The following is a 14822-nucleotide window of genomic DNA, read 5'->3' on the forward strand; positions in this document are numbered from 1 at the left end:
GTTCATCTTCGCTCCATAATGGCTTCGATGAACCAGAAATCCTCCGTTGTTCAAACCCCTAAATTTGTCCGGTGGGCGCTGACGTCAGACAGGACAGGGATCCGCTGTACTTCGGCGGATACGCAGGCGCGGCGCAGGTCGAAACCCTGTTGGCAATTGTTGGGTCGCGGCAACCCTCGGAAACAAATCTGCTACGTCAGGCAGACACAAACAGCGCCAAGGCCCTTGGTATGGAGCCTGATGCCCCATGGGCGCTGTCAGCGCGGGCCTGGTATGAATTTGCGATAGGAAATTATGGAAAAGCTTCGCTTCTATCTCAGCGCGCCTCAACGCTTGCGCCAGACGACCCCCATATCGTCGAGTTTGATGCACTGATCTCGCTTTACACCGGAGAGTGGAGCAGAATACTCGACCAAACCGATCATTACCGGAAACTGGCGAAGATCAACCGGAGCAGTGTGTTTGAGAATGCCTTGGGCGCGGCGCAGTTTCATTCCGGCGATTACGGCGGTGCAATCAGGTCTTTCGAAGATTCAATCACAAGCGGCGGGCCATTTGGACCTATCGCTGCGGCGTATGTCATGGCGGCCCATTGGAACAATGGAGACCATGAAGAGGCCCGCAGGCTGGCCGATATCTACATGAAAACATGGCCGGACTTTCCGCTGGAGCGCATCAAGCGAAGAGCCTTTGCGGACCCGGAACGCGTCTTGGATCTGACAGAGGCGATGCGAGCAGCCGGTTGGGACGGTCACGCTTCGGGAAATGACTGATTTGTTCTATGCCAGCTAGATCTGAAGGGTATAGCCAAGCTACGCGAGCGTGTTTCACGAATGTCATCTGACGGGTAGCAGATCGTTGGATCTGACTTCGGGATGCTGGGGTGCCTTTCGAATTCAATGCGCCGCGGCAGGATAAGTTTGCGAAGGCAAAATACCGTGTGACGAACTGGGCCGAAAACAACGAGGCGCTGCGTCAGCGTAGGGATGTGGTGTCAGGATGGTGTGCCACGCGCTCGGGAAAGCGCGGTGGTCAGCAGCGATACTCCGATTTGGCGATCAAGTCCTGCCTGACAACCGAGCATGTCGTGGACCGTGGCGCGTTGACTGACCTGCTGGGCAATTTGGCCGGTCCTGTTGGCCGTTTCATCGGCGGCAGGGCCTGTGAGCGTATCGCGTAACCAAGCGGGGAAAGGGGCAAGCGCAGCCAATGCGCCATTCCTACAACATCGACGCGCGGCACCAAAAGTTGTTGGCGCAGCTCTGAGCGCGGGCTTGCAGGGCATACGACTTATGTAACGATGACCCGGGCTTTGCGTGGTGGTATACTTACCCAATAGGAGGGCATGGCATGCGGCACCTGGCGCTGATGACATGTGTGGCTTTTTGGGCGAATACGGTCGCTGCAGAGCCGCCAGTAACTGTTGAAGATGATCTGGGAATTCTGAATCCTCAGGATACGGGCCGCGAAATGCTGACCCGAAAGATCGAAATGGGCGTTATTGATTCCGTCACTTGCTCTTTGGGTATTAATGTCACGAAAAACGACAATCATGAGCTTGCAAGAAAGCTGACCAGGCGATGCGCCGAGGCTGGATACACCAAGGCAATGACCTGGATGAGTCAGCTTGAAAACAACGGGTTAGGTGGCGAATACAACCCCGATGCCTCGGCAGAATGGGATCAAAAAGCCGCCGAAGCGGGCGACCCGGTCGGACGTTTCAATCACGGTCTGAACTTGATGCGTGGGCATGGCATTGCACAAGACGAGGCCCTGGGCCGTCGCTATGTCGATCAGGCAGCCAAGGACGGGCTTGAGATTGCCAAACGCCTTCAAGGCGCGGATTACGATCTGGACGAAGTAACGCCTGACGCCGACAACTGGAAATATGCACCGCTCTTTTGAGTGGGAAACTCAAAAGCAGCTGCCCGGTATCCCGACGTCGCTTTGCTACCGCGGGCTGCGTTTCGCCAAAATCCGCTGCAAGGTCCGGCGGTGCATGTTCAGGCGCCGCGCGGTTTCGGAAACATTCCGGTCACACAGCTCATAGACTCGCTGGATATGTTCCCAGCGCACGCGATCCGCGCTCATGGGGTTTTCGGGGGGCGGGGGCAGTTCGTCGCCCTTGGCCAGCAGCGCATTGGTGATGTCCGTGGCGTCGGCGGGTTTGGACAGGTAATCCGTCGCGCCGATCTTGACGGCGGCTACGGCGGTGGCGATTGCGCCGTACCCGGTCAGAACGACGACCCGGCTGTCGGGGCGTTTCTCGCGCAGGACTTCGACCACATCCAGGCCATTGCCATCCTCAAGCCGCAGGTCAACCACGGCATAGGCGGGCGGGCGGGCCGTTGCGATGGCGCGTCCGGCGGCAACGGACCCGGCCGTTTCAATCTCGAACCCGCGTTTTTCCATGGCCTTTGCCAGTCGCCTCAGAAACGGCTCGTCATCATCTACCAGAAGCAGGGATTTATCGGGGCCGATTTCGCGCTGGGGACTGTCTGCCATATTTGTGGTCTTTCCGCTTTTCATGCCTTTGGCTCAGACATGAGTAATAGCAGCGCCGGGACAAAGGTCAAACGGCCAGTGTCGGTTACATCTTTTCCAGAAAGCACCCGATCTTGTCGGCCAGCACCTCGGCTGAGTCGTCGCGATTGAAAAACTCGACGAAACCGTCCTGTGGGGTGACCAGGTAGGAAAAGGTCGAATGATCCACCAGGTAGTATTCGTCGCTTTTGTCATGGGCCTTGAAATAGGTCTTGTACGCGCGGCTTGCGGCCTTGACCTGTTCCGGTGATCCGGTCAGCCCGATCATCTTGTCATGCAGGTTGAAGGCAAAATCGCCGACCACCTCGGGGGTGTCGCGTTCGGGGTCGATGGAAATGAAAACCGGGGTTACGGACTGGCCGCGCTCGGCCAGAATATCGATGGCATCGGCATTGCGTGTCGTGTCCAGGGGGCAGACATCCGGGCAGAACGTATAGCCGAAATAGATCAGGGTCGGTTCCGTGATCACGTCTGTGTCTGTGACGGTTTCGCCTTGCGCATTCACCAGTTCGAACGGGCCGCCAATGGCCGCCGTGCCGCCGGCAATCTGACTGGACCGGCACTGGGCGAACCGGTCATCGGATCCCGCCCCGCGTGTCATCAGCCACATGGCGCCCAGGCCGACGGCCAGAACAACTGTTGCAAGGATTGCATAAAGGCGGGTCATGGCGGTTATCCGGGGTCAAGGGGTTGTTGATCGTTTCGACCGGGACACCTATCAAGATGATCAGCCGATGCAACAGGACATAGTCGACCGATGAAGGATTCCAACACCAGTCTTTGGCGCGGGCAGGAGCGCAGCAGCTGGATCCGGCTGCGCACGCTTATCCTTTTGCGCTGGGTTGCGATTGTCGGTCAGATCACCGCCATCACGGTTGCGCAGCATACCTATCATGTCCAGCTTGAGCTTGGGCTGTGTTTCCTGGCCATCGGCGTTTCTGTCATGGGCAACCTCACAGCGATCCTGTTGTTCCCGCGAAACAAGCGCCTGTCCGAGTATGAGAACTTTCTGATGGTGCTGTTCGACCTGCTCCAGCTTTCGTTCCTGCTGTATCTTACCGGCGGGCTGAACAACCCCTTTGCGCTGCTGCTGGTCGGGCCGGTCACGATTTCGGCCAATGTCATGAGCACACGTTCGACCCTGATCATCGGAAGCGTCGCAGTGGTTCTGGCCACGCTTCTGGCGCAGTTCCACATGCCGCTGCGGACGGATCTGGGCCTGGTTCTGGATATCCCCGAGGTCTTGTTGTTCGGAAACTGGGCCGCCATCGTGATCGCGATTGTGTTTCTCGGGGCATATTCGCACCGCGTCAGCTCAGAGGTGCAATCCATGTCCGAGGCGCTGGCCGCAACCCATATGGCCCTGGCCCGCGAACAAAAGCTGACCGATCTGGGCGGCGTGGTGGCCGCCGCCGCGCATGAGCTGGGCACACCGCTGGCGACGATCAAGCTGACAAGCGCGGAACTGATCGAAGAGCTTGACGACCGCCCCGACCTGAAAGAGGACGCAGCCCTGATCCGCGAGCAGGCCGATCGGTGCCGGGACATCCTGCGCGATATGGGACGGGCCGGAAAGGACGACCTGCATCTCAGGCAGGCGCCCCTGTCAACCGTCATTCACGAGGCCGCGGAGCCGCATATCCATCGCGGCAAGCTGGTCCATTTCGACGAAGGTCCGGTGGAAGAGGGCGATGTTCAGCAACCCTCGATCCTGCGCAAACCGGAAATCATCCACGGTTTGCGTAACCTGATCCAGAACGCGGTTGATTTTGCCCGGTCCGAAGTTTGGGTCGAGGCGGAATGGACCCCGCAGCGTATCACGGTCAGCATCATGGATGACGGCCGGGGCTATCCATCCCATGTGATCGGCCGTATCGGCGACCCGTTCATGCGCAGCCGCCGGACCGAAACCGACGGGCAGGCACGGCCGGAATACGAAGGGATGGGGCTTGGCCTGTTCATCGCCAAGACGCTGCTGGAACGCAGCGGGGCAGGGTTGGACTTTGCCAATGGCGCGGACCCCTACCAGACGCTTACGGACCAGCCGGACCGGCGCGGCGCGATTGTCCGTGTGACCTGGCCGCGCAATCTGGTCGATGCCCAGACCGGCGACACGCCGGTTCCGTCCGGCGCAAACCAACGCATCCACGCCTGAAGATCGACGTCAGGCGTTAAGGCCCTGTTAACCATTGCCCAGCATAGTGAACCGCGTTTTCAACGGGGCAGGGACATACATGGCCGACTGGATCATTCTGGCCGCAATCAGCCTTGTTTCCTCGGGCTTTGCTGTACAATGGCTTTTGCCACGGCGACGCAATCGCAGCGATACGTTCGGACTGCTGTCGCCGTCATCGCTGTTCGATGCGGTGTTCCTTTTCGACGGGGATCGCCTGATCAGCCATTCGGACATTGCGCTTTCGGGGTTTGAATCCGTGTCCGACTGGGACGATTTGCGCCGCCTGCTGCGTCGTGACTTTCCTGCCTTTCCCGACACGCCCGATATCGTGCGCGACCGGGGCAACCTGGTGGTCTCGGCAATTGATTTCACGGTCGAGCGTGAGGTTCTGTGCGAATGGATCGACGGCATCGTCCGGGTGCAGCTGCGCGACCTTTCCGGGGCGCCGGCGCCCAAAACGCGCGACCCCGATGACCCGATCCGCCTGGCCATGGAAACGGCACCTTACCCTGTCTGGCTTCTGGATAACACCGATACGGTACGCTGGTGCAACGCCGCCTATGTCGCCCTGGTTCGCAAGGCCCGCGGTCAGGATACGGACCTGACCGACCCCCTGTTTCCCACAGGCGGCGAGGAAACCCTGTCCGGCAAAAAGACGCGTCAATCCATTCCGGTCGACGGCAGCAAAAGCAAACTCTGGTATGACCTGACCTATGTCGACCGCGAAGAGGGCAGGCTGTGCTATGCCGTTGACATCAACGCCATTGTCGAGGCGGAAACAGCCCAGCGCAAATTCGTTCAGACCATGACAAAGACCTTTGCGCAATTGTCCATCGGGCTGGCCATTTTTGACCGCAACCGGCAACTGGCCCTGTTCAATCCGGCGTTGATCGACCTGACAACACTGCCCCCAGATTTCCTGAGCTGCCGCCCCAGCCTGTCCAGCTTTTTCGACCGTTTGCGCGACCAGCACATGATGCCGGAGCCCAAGAACTATCGCGGGTGGCGCGACCAGATGAACGCGCTGCTCGAAGCCGCGCAGGACGGGAATTACCAGGAAACCTGGTCGCTGCCGTCCGGCTCGGTCTATTCGGTGCGGGGCAGGCCGCATCCGGACGGTGCGGTCGCCTTTCTGTTCGAAGACATAACCGCAGAAATCACCCTGACGCGCCGGTTCCGGTCCGAGATGGACCTGATGCAGTCCATCCTGGACCGTCTGGCCGATGCAATTGCCGTGTTTTCCGATGACGGGACACTGGCCTTCACCAACCACGCCTATCACAGGCTGTGGGGCGAAAGTGACGAGGTCGGGTTCGAGCCCGCAACCGTTCTGGATGTCACCCGCCACTGGCAACAGAACTGCCTGGCAACGCCGGTCCTAGGCGAGATTCGCGACTTTGTCGCGATGCGGGACAAACGGGCAGACTGGTCCGCCGAAATTCGCACCCGCGACGGGACCGCGTTGACATGCTCGGTCAACCCCATGCAAAACGGCGCAACCATCGTTCGCTTTTCGCAGGAACAACCGGCTGTCAGAAACAGCGTATTGCAGAAAATCCGGGCCTGAACCGGGTTGCAGCCATCCCGCCACAGGTCCATTGTGCCGCCATGACCGCGCCGCTTGCCCTGACACTGACATCCCCGGATGAGACCGCCGTTCTTGCCACCCGGATCAAGGACCGGTTGTCGCCGGGGGACATCCTGTTGCTGAACGGGGTTATCGGCAGTGGCAAAACCCATTTCGCACGCAGCCTGATCCAGGCGGCAATGACCGATCCCGAGGACGTGCCGTCGCCGACATTCACGCTGGTTCAGCAATATGACACAGAGCTGGGCGAAATCTGGCACGCCGATCTGTATCGCCTGACCGCAGCCGAAGAAGTTGATGAATTGGGTCTGACCGAGGCCTTTGACACCGCCATCTGCCTGATCGAATGGCCAGATCGGCTGGGCTCGGCGCGGCCGCCCTCGGCGCTGACACTGGATTTCCGGACAGAACCGGACCAGGCCGAAGATACACGCGTCGTGACCGTGACATGGACCGACCCGAAATGGACTGAAAAGCTGGAGACCATTGCATGACCAACAGGGCAGTTCTGGCCGAAGCGCTGATTGCACGGACACCCTGGGCGAACGCCACGTGCGCGCCGCTGGCCGGGGACGCCTCGAACCGCAGGTATGAACGGTTGACCGATCCCGACACGGGGCGCACCGCGGTCCTGATGGACGCCCCGCCCGAAAAAGGCGAGGACGTTCGCCCCTTTGTCCGGGTTGCGAATTACTTGCGGTCGCAGAACCTCAGCGCGCCGGAAATCTATGCCGAAGACGCCGAGTTCGGGTTTCTCTTGCTGGAGGATCTGGGCGACGACCTTTTTGCCCGCGTGCTGAAGAAAGACCCTGGCAAGGAACGCGAGCTGTACGAGGCGGCGACCGATGTTCTGGTGCACTTGCACGCAGCGCCCGTTCTGTCTGTGGACAGCTATGATCCGGCCTTGATGACCGAACTGGCCGCGCTGGCCTTTACCAAATATGCCCAAGGCATCCTGGGCACCTGCGACACCGATGCGCTGGATCGTTTTGACCACCGCTTTTCCGAGATTTTGCACAGGGAAACGCCGGGCAAACGGGTGGTGGTCCAGCGTGATTACCACGCTGAAAACCTGATCTGGTTGCCCGATCGCAAGGGTATTGCGCGGGTCGGGTTGCTGGATTTTCAATGCGCCATGCTGGGGCATCCGGCCTATGACCTGGTGTCGCTCCTTCAGGATGTGCGGCGCGATGTTCCTGCCGCTATCGAGATGCGCATGATCGACCGCTACATCGCGGCAACCGGGTCCGATGCGCATGATTTTCGCACGGCCTACAGCGTGCTTGGCGCCCAGCGCAACCTGCGCATCCTGGGCGTGTTCGCCCGGCTGGCCACCGAATACGGCAAACCGCATTACGCGGACATGATCCCGCAGACCTGGGCGCATCTGATGCGAGACCTCGAACATCCCGCGTTGGTCCCGGTGGCGGATCTGTTGCGCGCCGCATTGCCGGAACCCACGCCTGAAAACCTGTCCCGGCTGAAACCGCAATGACCCGCGAACCGGATGCCGTCATGCTGTTTGCCGCCGGTTTCGGAACGCGTATGGGCGCGTTGACCAAAACCCGGCCCAAGCCCTTGATCGAGGTTGCCGGCAAGCCCCTGATCGACCATGCGCTGGATTTGACCCAGGATCTGGAACCCATGCGCGTGGTGGCCAATGTTCACTATCTCGCGGATCAGCTTGAAACCCATCTGGCGCCGCGCGATGTCCTGATCTCGCGAGAAGATCCTGACATTCTGGAAACCGGGGGCGGCTTGCGGGCGGCCTTGCCGCTGCTGGGTGCAAACACGGTTTTCACGATGAACACCGACGCGATCTGGGCCGGACCCAACCCGCTGATTGCCCTGCGGGACCATTGGGACCCGGCCAAAATGGATGGGTTGCTGATGTGCGTTCCCATTGCGCAAACCGTTGGGCATGCCGGTCAGGGCGATTTCACGCTGGACCAATCCGGGCGGGTCACGCGCGGTCCGGGGCTGGTTTATGGCGGCATTCAGATCCTGAAAACCGATGACCTGCATGACATCCCCGACACAGCCTTTTCGCTGAACCTGCTTTGGGACCGGATGCAGGCCAGCGGACGGCTTTACGCGCTGCAATATCCCGGTCGGTGGTGCGATGTCGGACGGCCCGAAGGGATCGCACTGGCCGAAGGGCTGCTGGCGAATGTTTGAAGCCACATCCGTCCCGCGCGTCTTCGCCGCCCCGCCTGGCGTGGATTTCCCGCGCGTTCTGGTTGACGGCCTGCGGGCTCGGTGCGCTGATCAACCGCCCGAGGCGCTGGCGCGGGTTCAACTGGTGGTCAACACGCGCCGCATGTCCCGCCGTATCCGCGACCTGTTCGACCAGGGACCGCCCTGCCTTTTGCCCCGGATTTCGCTGCTTACGGACCTGGGCGAACGAACAGACCTTGCGCATGTCCCGCCTGCCATTGCGCCATTGCGCCGAAGGCTGGAGCTGACGCAGCTGATCTCGGGCCTGTTGGACCGCCAGCCGGACCTGGCCGCGCGGTCCTCTGTTTTTGACCTGTCTGACAGCCTGGCCGCGCTGATCGATGAAATGCAGGGCGAGGGCGTGACCCCTGATGCCATCCGGCAACTGGACGTCAGCGACCTGTCGGGCCATTGGGCCCGAGCGCAGGCGTTCATCGGCATTGCCGACCGTTTCATCAATGCCGGGCCCGAGGCGATGGACGCCCAGGCCCGGCAGCGCCGCATCGTCGAAGCGCTGATTGCAGGCTGGCGCGACGCGCCCCCCGAACATCCCGTCATATTGGCCGGGTCGACCGGGTCGCGCGGCACCACGCTGATGCTGATGCAGGCCGTTGCGGCCCTGCCGCAGGGGGCCTTGGTGTTGCCGGGGTTTGATTTCGAACAACCCGATCAGGTCTGGTCTCGTCTGGACAAGGCGTTGTCGGCAGAAGACCATCCGCAATTCCGGTTTCGCAAGCTTATGCACAGCCTGAACATCGACCCCGGTCAGGTTGAACGCTGGACAGATGACGAACCTCCGTCGCAGTCCCGTAACCGGCTGATCTCATTGTCTTTGCGTCCCGCGCCCATCACCGATTCCTGGATGAATGAAGGCCCGGAACTGAAAGACCTGGGCCCCGCCACCCAGGACCTGACCCTGGTCGAGGCACAATCACCCCGCGCCGAGGCGCTGGCCATCGCCCTGCGTTTGCGCCAGGCCGTCGCAACCGGCCAGACGGCCGCCCTGATCACACCGGATCGGATGCTGACACGGCAGGTCAGCGCCGCATTGGATCGCTGGAACATCGTACCGGATGACAGCGCCGGCCTGCCGCTGCAATTATCGCCACCCGGTCGTTTCCTGCGCCATGTCGCGGGCCTGTTTGCCCGGCGGCTGGATGCCGAGGCGCTGCTGACCCTGCTGAAGCACCCGCTGTGTCACGGTGTCGGCGATCGCGGGGATCACCTGCGGCACACGCGTGACCTTGAACTGGACATACGGCGGCATGGTCTGCCTTTCCCCGACCCCGAGGGGCTGAATGCCGCGGCCACGCGCAAGGCGATCCCTGATGCCTGGATGGGCTGGGTTCAGGACAGGTTCTGCAATCAGCATATCGGTGGGGAACATCCGCTGACCGAATGGGTCCCGCGCCTGCGCCAATTGGCCGAGGCGATTTCGGCCGGAACCGAGGGGGCCGGTGCGGGGACGTTGTGGGACAAGAACGCCGGGCAAAAGGCGCTTTCGGTGCTGGAGTCGCTTGAACGCGAAGCCCCGCATGGCGGTTCGATGGATGCCCGCGACTTTGCTGACTTGCTTGGGGCCCTTCTTGCGGGCGAAGAGGTTCGCGACCGCGACGCGGCGCATCCGGGGATCATGATCTGGGGCACGCTTGAGGCGCGGGTTCAAGGCGCCGATCTTTTGATCCTCGGCGGGTTGAACGAAGGCAGCTGGCCCGAGGTCGCCGCGCCCGATCCCTGGTTGAACCGCCAGATGCGCGATCAGGCTGGCCTGTTGCTGCCGGAACGGCGGATCGGACTGTCGGCCCATGATTATCAGCAGGCCATTGCCGCGCCCGAGGTCTGGCTGACCCGCTCATGTCGGTCCGATGATGCGGAAACGGTTCCCTCCAGATGGCTGAACCGCCTGACCAACCTGTTGCAGGGCCTTCCCGGCCAGGGCGGGCCCGAGGCGGTGCAGGACATGCGCCGCCGGGGCAAGACGTGGCTGCAATGGGCCGACGCCCTGGAAGACGCCCCGGACCTGGCGCCTGCACACCGGCCTTCGCCACGGCCGCCTGTCTCATCGCGCCCACGCGGCCTTTCGGTGACCGAAATCAAGCGGCTGATCCGTGATCCCTATGCCATCTATGCCAAGCATGTCCTGAAGCTCAGGCCGCTGAACCCGCTGGTGCAGGCGCCGGACGCGTTGCTGCGTGGCAATGTTGTTCACGAAATACTCGAAGGGTTCGTGCGCGACAGCGTTCTGGATGCCAGCCTGCTGACGCGCGAGAACTTCCTGAAACGGGCCGGTGCCCTTTTGGATGCACAGGTCGCGTGGCCAACCGCACGTATCCTGTGGCTGACCCGCCTCGAAGCGATTGCCGACGCTTTTCTTCGGGCCGAGGGTGCACGACATGACGATGGCGGGCCCGTGGCTTTTGAGGCAAAGCTGAACCATGTTCTGGCCCCGCTGGATTTCACTATTTCCGGTCGCGCCGACCGGATCGACAGGACCCGCACCGGGGCGCTGCGCATCATTGACTATAAAACCGGCACCCTTCCAACCGAGGCGGTGCAGGCCAAGTTCGACAAGCAATTGCTGGTCGAAGCCGCAATAGCCGAGCAGGGCGGGATCGACGGGCTGGACCCGACGCCTGTTGCGCAGGCCGTGTTCATCGGGGTCGGCGGTACCTATAAGGAAATGCCCGCCCCCCTAGGGACCGAGCCAACGGACAAGGTCCTGTCAGAGCTGAAACAGTTGATTTCGGCCTATTTAGAGCCTGATCAGGGGTTTTCCTCGCGCCGCGCGCTGTTTCGGGATTCGGATATTGGCGATTACGACCATCTCGCCCGGTTCGGCGAATGGGACCGGACCGACGCCGCCACACCCGAGGACCTGACATGAGCGCACGCAATGACGCGACCGAGCGGCAGGTACAGGCCGCACGCCCCGACGCCTCGACCTGGCTGGCGGCCAATGCGGGGTCCGGCAAGACGCGGGTTCTGACCGACCGCGTGGCGCGCCTGTTGCTGGACGGGGTGCAGCCGCAGCACATCCTGTGCCTGACCTATACCAAGGCCGCAGCCAGCGAGATGCAGAACCGGCTGTTCAAGCGTCTGGGCGAATGGGCGATGCTGGGGGATGGCGACCTGATGCGGCAACTGACCGATCTGGGCGTGCAGGATGTCATTGATCCTGACCGGTTGGCGCAGGCGCGAACCTTGTTTGCACGCGCCATCGAAACGCCCGGTGGCCTTAAGATCCAAACGATCCACTCGTTCTGCGCGTCGCTGCTGCGCCGGTTTCCGCTTGAGGCCGGGGTCAGCCCCCAATTCGCGGAAATGGAGGACCGCGCCGCATCCCTGTTGCGCGAAGAGATCGTCGAAGACCTGGCCGGCGGGCAGCAGGCCGGGCTTATTGCCGACGTTGCCCGCCATATCACCGATACCGGGTTTGACAGCCTGACCGCCGCGATCACCCATAAACGCAACCAGTTCGCGCATCCGCTGGGGTGGGGCGACCTGCTGGCCCGGTTTGGACTGCCAGAAACGTTTGACGAGGCCCAACTGCTGGATCAGGTCTTTCTTGGCGGCGAGCTTGAGATGATCCGGTCAATGCTGCCTGCGATGATCGAAAGCGGTGGCAACAACGCCAAGGCTGCCGCCAAGCTTGGCGCTGTTGCTGCGGCGGACCTCAGCAGCCTTGCGATACTGGAAAACGTCCTGTTGACCGGCACCTCGAGCAAGGAACCGTTCACCGCAAAAGCCGATAAATTCCCCACCAAGGCGCTGCGCGAAGGCGTGCTGGCGGACAGGATGCCCGCCTTGAACGCCCTGATGCTGCGGGTTGAGGCGGCGCGCGAAAACCGGCTGGCGCTGGCGGCGGCACGAAAGACAGCCGTGTTGCACCGGTTCGCCGCAACCTTTCTGCCCGAATACGAACGGCGCAAGCAACGACGTGGCTGGCTGGATTTCGATGACCTTATCCTGCGCGCGCGGCAGGTTTTGAATGATCCGGCGGTGGCCGAATGGGTCCTGTACCGCCTCGATGGAGGGATCGACCACATCCTTGTGGACGAGGCGCAGGACACCAGCCCCGATCAATGGGATGTGATCGAAAAGCTGGCGCAAGAGTTCACCAGCGGGGAAGGGGCCCGGTCGGGGGTTGAGCGCACGATTTTCGTGGTCGGCGACAAGAAACAATCGATCTATTCCTTTCAGGGTGCCGACCCGCAGGCATTTGACCGCATGCAGGCAGAGTTTGGGCGGAAACTGGCGGAATCAGGCTCTAAACTGTGGGAATCCACGCTGGAACATTCGTTCCGATCCTCAAGCGCGATCCTGTCTTTGGTTGATCATCTGTTCGAAAACCGAACAGATGCCGGGTTTCACAAGGACGCATTGCACCGCGCGTTCAAAGCCGATCTGCCCGGCCGCGTGGACATCTGGCCCGTGGTCGAAAAGGTCCAGGATGACGATTCCGGCGATTGGACCGATCCCGTCGACCGTCCCGGCGCCCGCCATCATACGGTGGTTCTGGCCGAACAGGTTGCCGAAAAGATCAGGGACATGATCGCATCTGGCGAGACCATTCCCGACGACGGGCCGACGACTGGTACATTTGTCCGTCGCAAGGTCCGCCCCGGGGATTTCCTGATCCTGGTTCAGCGCAGGTCGGACCTGTTTGCCGAGATTATCCGCGCCTGCAAATCCCTGGGCCTGCCCATCGCCGGGGCCGATCGCCTGAAGGTTGGCGCGGAACTTGCGGTCAAGGATCTGGCGGCGCTGTTGAACTTTCTCGCCACGCCCGAGGACAGCCTGGCGCTGGCGGAAGCGCTGAAATCACCGCTGTTTGGCTGGACCGAACAGCAATTGTTCGACCTGGCCCATCGCCGGACCGACAAATTCCTGTGGGCCGCATTGCGGGACCGGGCCGAAGAATACCCCGAGACCATGGCGATCGTGGATGACTTGCTGCGCCAGATCGACTTTTTGCGGCCCTATGATCTGATCGAGCGTATTCTGACGCGCCACGATGGGCGCAGGCGTTTGCTGGGGCGACTTGGGGCCGAGGCCGAGGACGGGATCAACGCCCTGTTGTCGCAGGCGCTGGCCTACGAAAGGACCGACATCCCCAGCCTGACCGGCTTTCTGGTCTGGATGCAGACGGACGACCTTGAAATCAAACGGCAGATGACCGGCGTCGGGGACATGATCCGCGTCATGACCGTTCATGGGTCAAAGGGGTTGGAATCCCCCATCGTCATCCTGCCCGACACGGGCAAGCGGACCGCAGCCAGAGATGCCGAGATCATGATGGCCGATGGGATGCCCGTGTGGAAAGTGCCGCAAGCCGCGTCGCCCGCGCTGATTGCCCGCGCCCGGCAGGACGCCAGAACCCGCGAAGAGAATGAGCGCCTCAGACTGCTGTATGTGGCTCTGACACGGGCGGAAAAATGGCTGATCGTCGCCGCCGCCGGCGATATCGGAAAGGATGGCACCAGCTGGTACAGCATGGTTGACGACGCCATGACCAAAGCCGGGGCGACACTGCTTGACGGGACCGCCATGCGCAGGCTGACCCATGGCGACTGGGGCGGGCTGCCTCTGGTCGATCAGAACCAATCCGCGGTCGGGCCGGAAACCCTGCCCGATGTTTTTTGGCAGCCGGCCAGTGCGCCTGCGCTCGCGCCCGCAACGCTCAGCCCATCTGAACTTGGCGGGGCCAAGGCATTGCCCGGCGACGCGGGCCTGGACGAAGACGCCGCCAAGCTGCGCGGAACCCGGATCCACCTGCTGCTGGAACATTTGCCGATGGCAGACCGGGCAGCGTGGCCAGAGCTTGGCACCCGCCTGTTGCCGGACATGGCCGACGCCGACCGCCATGGCCTAATGACCGAGGCGACAGCGGTCCTTGAAGCACCGCATCTGGCGAAACTGTTTGCGCCCGGAACGCTGGCCGAGGTTCCGGTCACGGCGGACCTGCTGGGGCGCAGGATGCATGGTGTGATCGACCGCCTGATCGTTACCCGGACCGAAGTTCAGGCAATCGACTTCAAGTCAAACGCCACGGTCCCCGACACCCCGCAAGCCTGTCCCGTGGGTCTGTTGCGGCAGATGGTGGCTTATAAGCAGGCGCTGTCGCAGATTTACCCGGATCGCCAGATAAAAACCGGTATCTTGTGGACGCGCACCGCGCATCTGATGTGGCTGCCACACGATCTTGTGACGGCCTCCTTAAGCGACGCCCACATATCTTGACCTCCCCTTGTGGGGCACCTAGGTTCTGATCCCAAGCATTTCCCTTTCAGGAGACAG

General features: G+C 61.8%; 12 protein-coding genes. 10 read left to right on the top strand and 2 right to left on the bottom strand.

Translation table 11 applies throughout. From position 1 onward, the window contains the following. Positions 1 to 230 precede the first annotated feature (230 nt). The 3 genes from ACXAG8_RS17080 to ACXAG8_RS17090 all read left to right on the top strand — a co-directional run bounded on the left by ACXAG8_RS17080 (position 231) and on the right by ACXAG8_RS17090 (position 1905). Positions 231 to 773: a hypothetical protein gene (locus ACXAG8_RS17080; RefSeq protein WP_475229741.1), complete on the top strand. Its 543-nt coding sequence runs from the start codon at positions 231 to 233 to the stop codon at positions 771 to 773. A gap of 167 nt (positions 774 to 940) precedes the next feature. Then, positions 941 to 1180: a hypothetical protein gene (locus tag ACXAG8_RS17085; protein ID WP_475229744.1), complete on the top strand. Its 240-nt coding sequence runs from the start codon at positions 941 to 943 to the stop codon at positions 1178 to 1180. Positions 1181 to 1350: 170 nt separating this feature from the next. Next, positions 1351 to 1905 carry a tetratricopeptide repeat protein gene (locus ACXAG8_RS17090; protein WP_475229749.1) on the top strand — a complete coding sequence of 185 codons (555 nt, stop codon included), beginning with the start codon at positions 1351 to 1353 and terminating at the stop codon, positions 1903 to 1905. A gap of 45 nt (positions 1906 to 1950) precedes the next feature. Here the strand turns inward: ACXAG8_RS17090 and ACXAG8_RS17095 are convergent, their stop codons facing one another. Beyond that, on the bottom strand, positions 1951 to 2505 hold the full coding sequence (locus ACXAG8_RS17095; RefSeq protein WP_475229754.1) for an ActR/PrrA/RegA family redox response regulator transcription factor: 555 nt from the start codon (positions 2503 to 2505) through the stop codon (positions 1951 to 1953). Positions 2506 to 2590: 85 nt separating this feature from the next. Continuing rightward, positions 2591 to 3211 (bottom strand): SCO family protein, encoded by a 621-nt coding sequence (locus ACXAG8_RS17100; protein ID WP_475229757.1) that lies wholly within the window; start codon positions 3209 to 3211, stop codon positions 2591 to 2593. Positions 3212 to 3301: 90 nt separating this feature from the next. On the opposite strand from ACXAG8_RS17100, the gene regB reads away from it, so the two are divergent. From regB to addA, 7 genes are all read left to right on the top strand, one after another. After that, complete coding sequence (gene regB / locus ACXAG8_RS17105; RefSeq protein ID WP_475229761.1) at positions 3302 to 4699, top strand: sensor histidine kinase RegB; 1398 nt, start codon at positions 3302 to 3304, stop codon at positions 4697 to 4699. A gap of 79 nt (positions 4700 to 4778) precedes the next feature. After that, positions 4779 to 6287, top strand: coding sequence for a PAS-domain containing protein (locus ACXAG8_RS17110; RefSeq protein ID WP_475229766.1), 1509 nt, complete (start codon positions 4779 to 4781; stop codon positions 6285 to 6287). A 41-nt stretch (positions 6288 to 6328) separates the two neighbouring features. Continuing rightward, on the top strand, positions 6329 to 6802 hold the full coding sequence (gene tsaE, locus ACXAG8_RS17115) for a tRNA (adenosine(37)-N6)-threonylcarbamoyltransferase complex ATPase subunit type 1 TsaE (protein WP_475229772.1): 474 nt from the start codon (positions 6329 to 6331) through the stop codon (positions 6800 to 6802). Beyond that, positions 6799 to 7803: an aminoglycoside phosphotransferase family protein gene (locus ACXAG8_RS17120; protein WP_475229775.1), complete on the top strand. Its 1005-nt coding sequence runs from the start codon at positions 6799 to 6801 to the stop codon at positions 7801 to 7803. Before tsaE ends, ACXAG8_RS17120 begins: the two co-directional genes overlap by 4 nt. Further along, complete coding sequence (locus ACXAG8_RS17125) at positions 7800 to 8486, top strand: nucleotidyltransferase family protein (protein ID WP_475229779.1); 687 nt, start codon at positions 7800 to 7802, stop codon at positions 8484 to 8486. The genes ACXAG8_RS17120 and ACXAG8_RS17125 overlap by 4 nt, the downstream gene beginning before the upstream one ends. Then, the gene (gene addB / locus ACXAG8_RS17130; RefSeq protein ID WP_475229782.1) at positions 8479 to 11409 is read left to right on the top strand and encodes a double-strand break repair protein AddB; all 2931 of its coding nucleotides are present in this window, start codon (positions 8479 to 8481) and stop codon (positions 11407 to 11409) included. The genes ACXAG8_RS17125 and addB overlap by 8 nt, the downstream gene beginning before the upstream one ends. Beyond that, a complete protein-coding gene (gene addA, locus ACXAG8_RS17135; RefSeq protein ID WP_475229785.1) occupies positions 11406 to 14765 on the top strand; it encodes a double-strand break repair helicase AddA in 3360 nt (1119 codons plus the stop codon). The genes addB and addA overlap by 4 nt, the downstream gene beginning before the upstream one ends. The last annotated feature ends 57 nt before the right edge of the window (positions 14766 to 14822 follow it).

This window comes from Ruegeria sp. ABD4_443 (genome assembly GCF_056160865.1).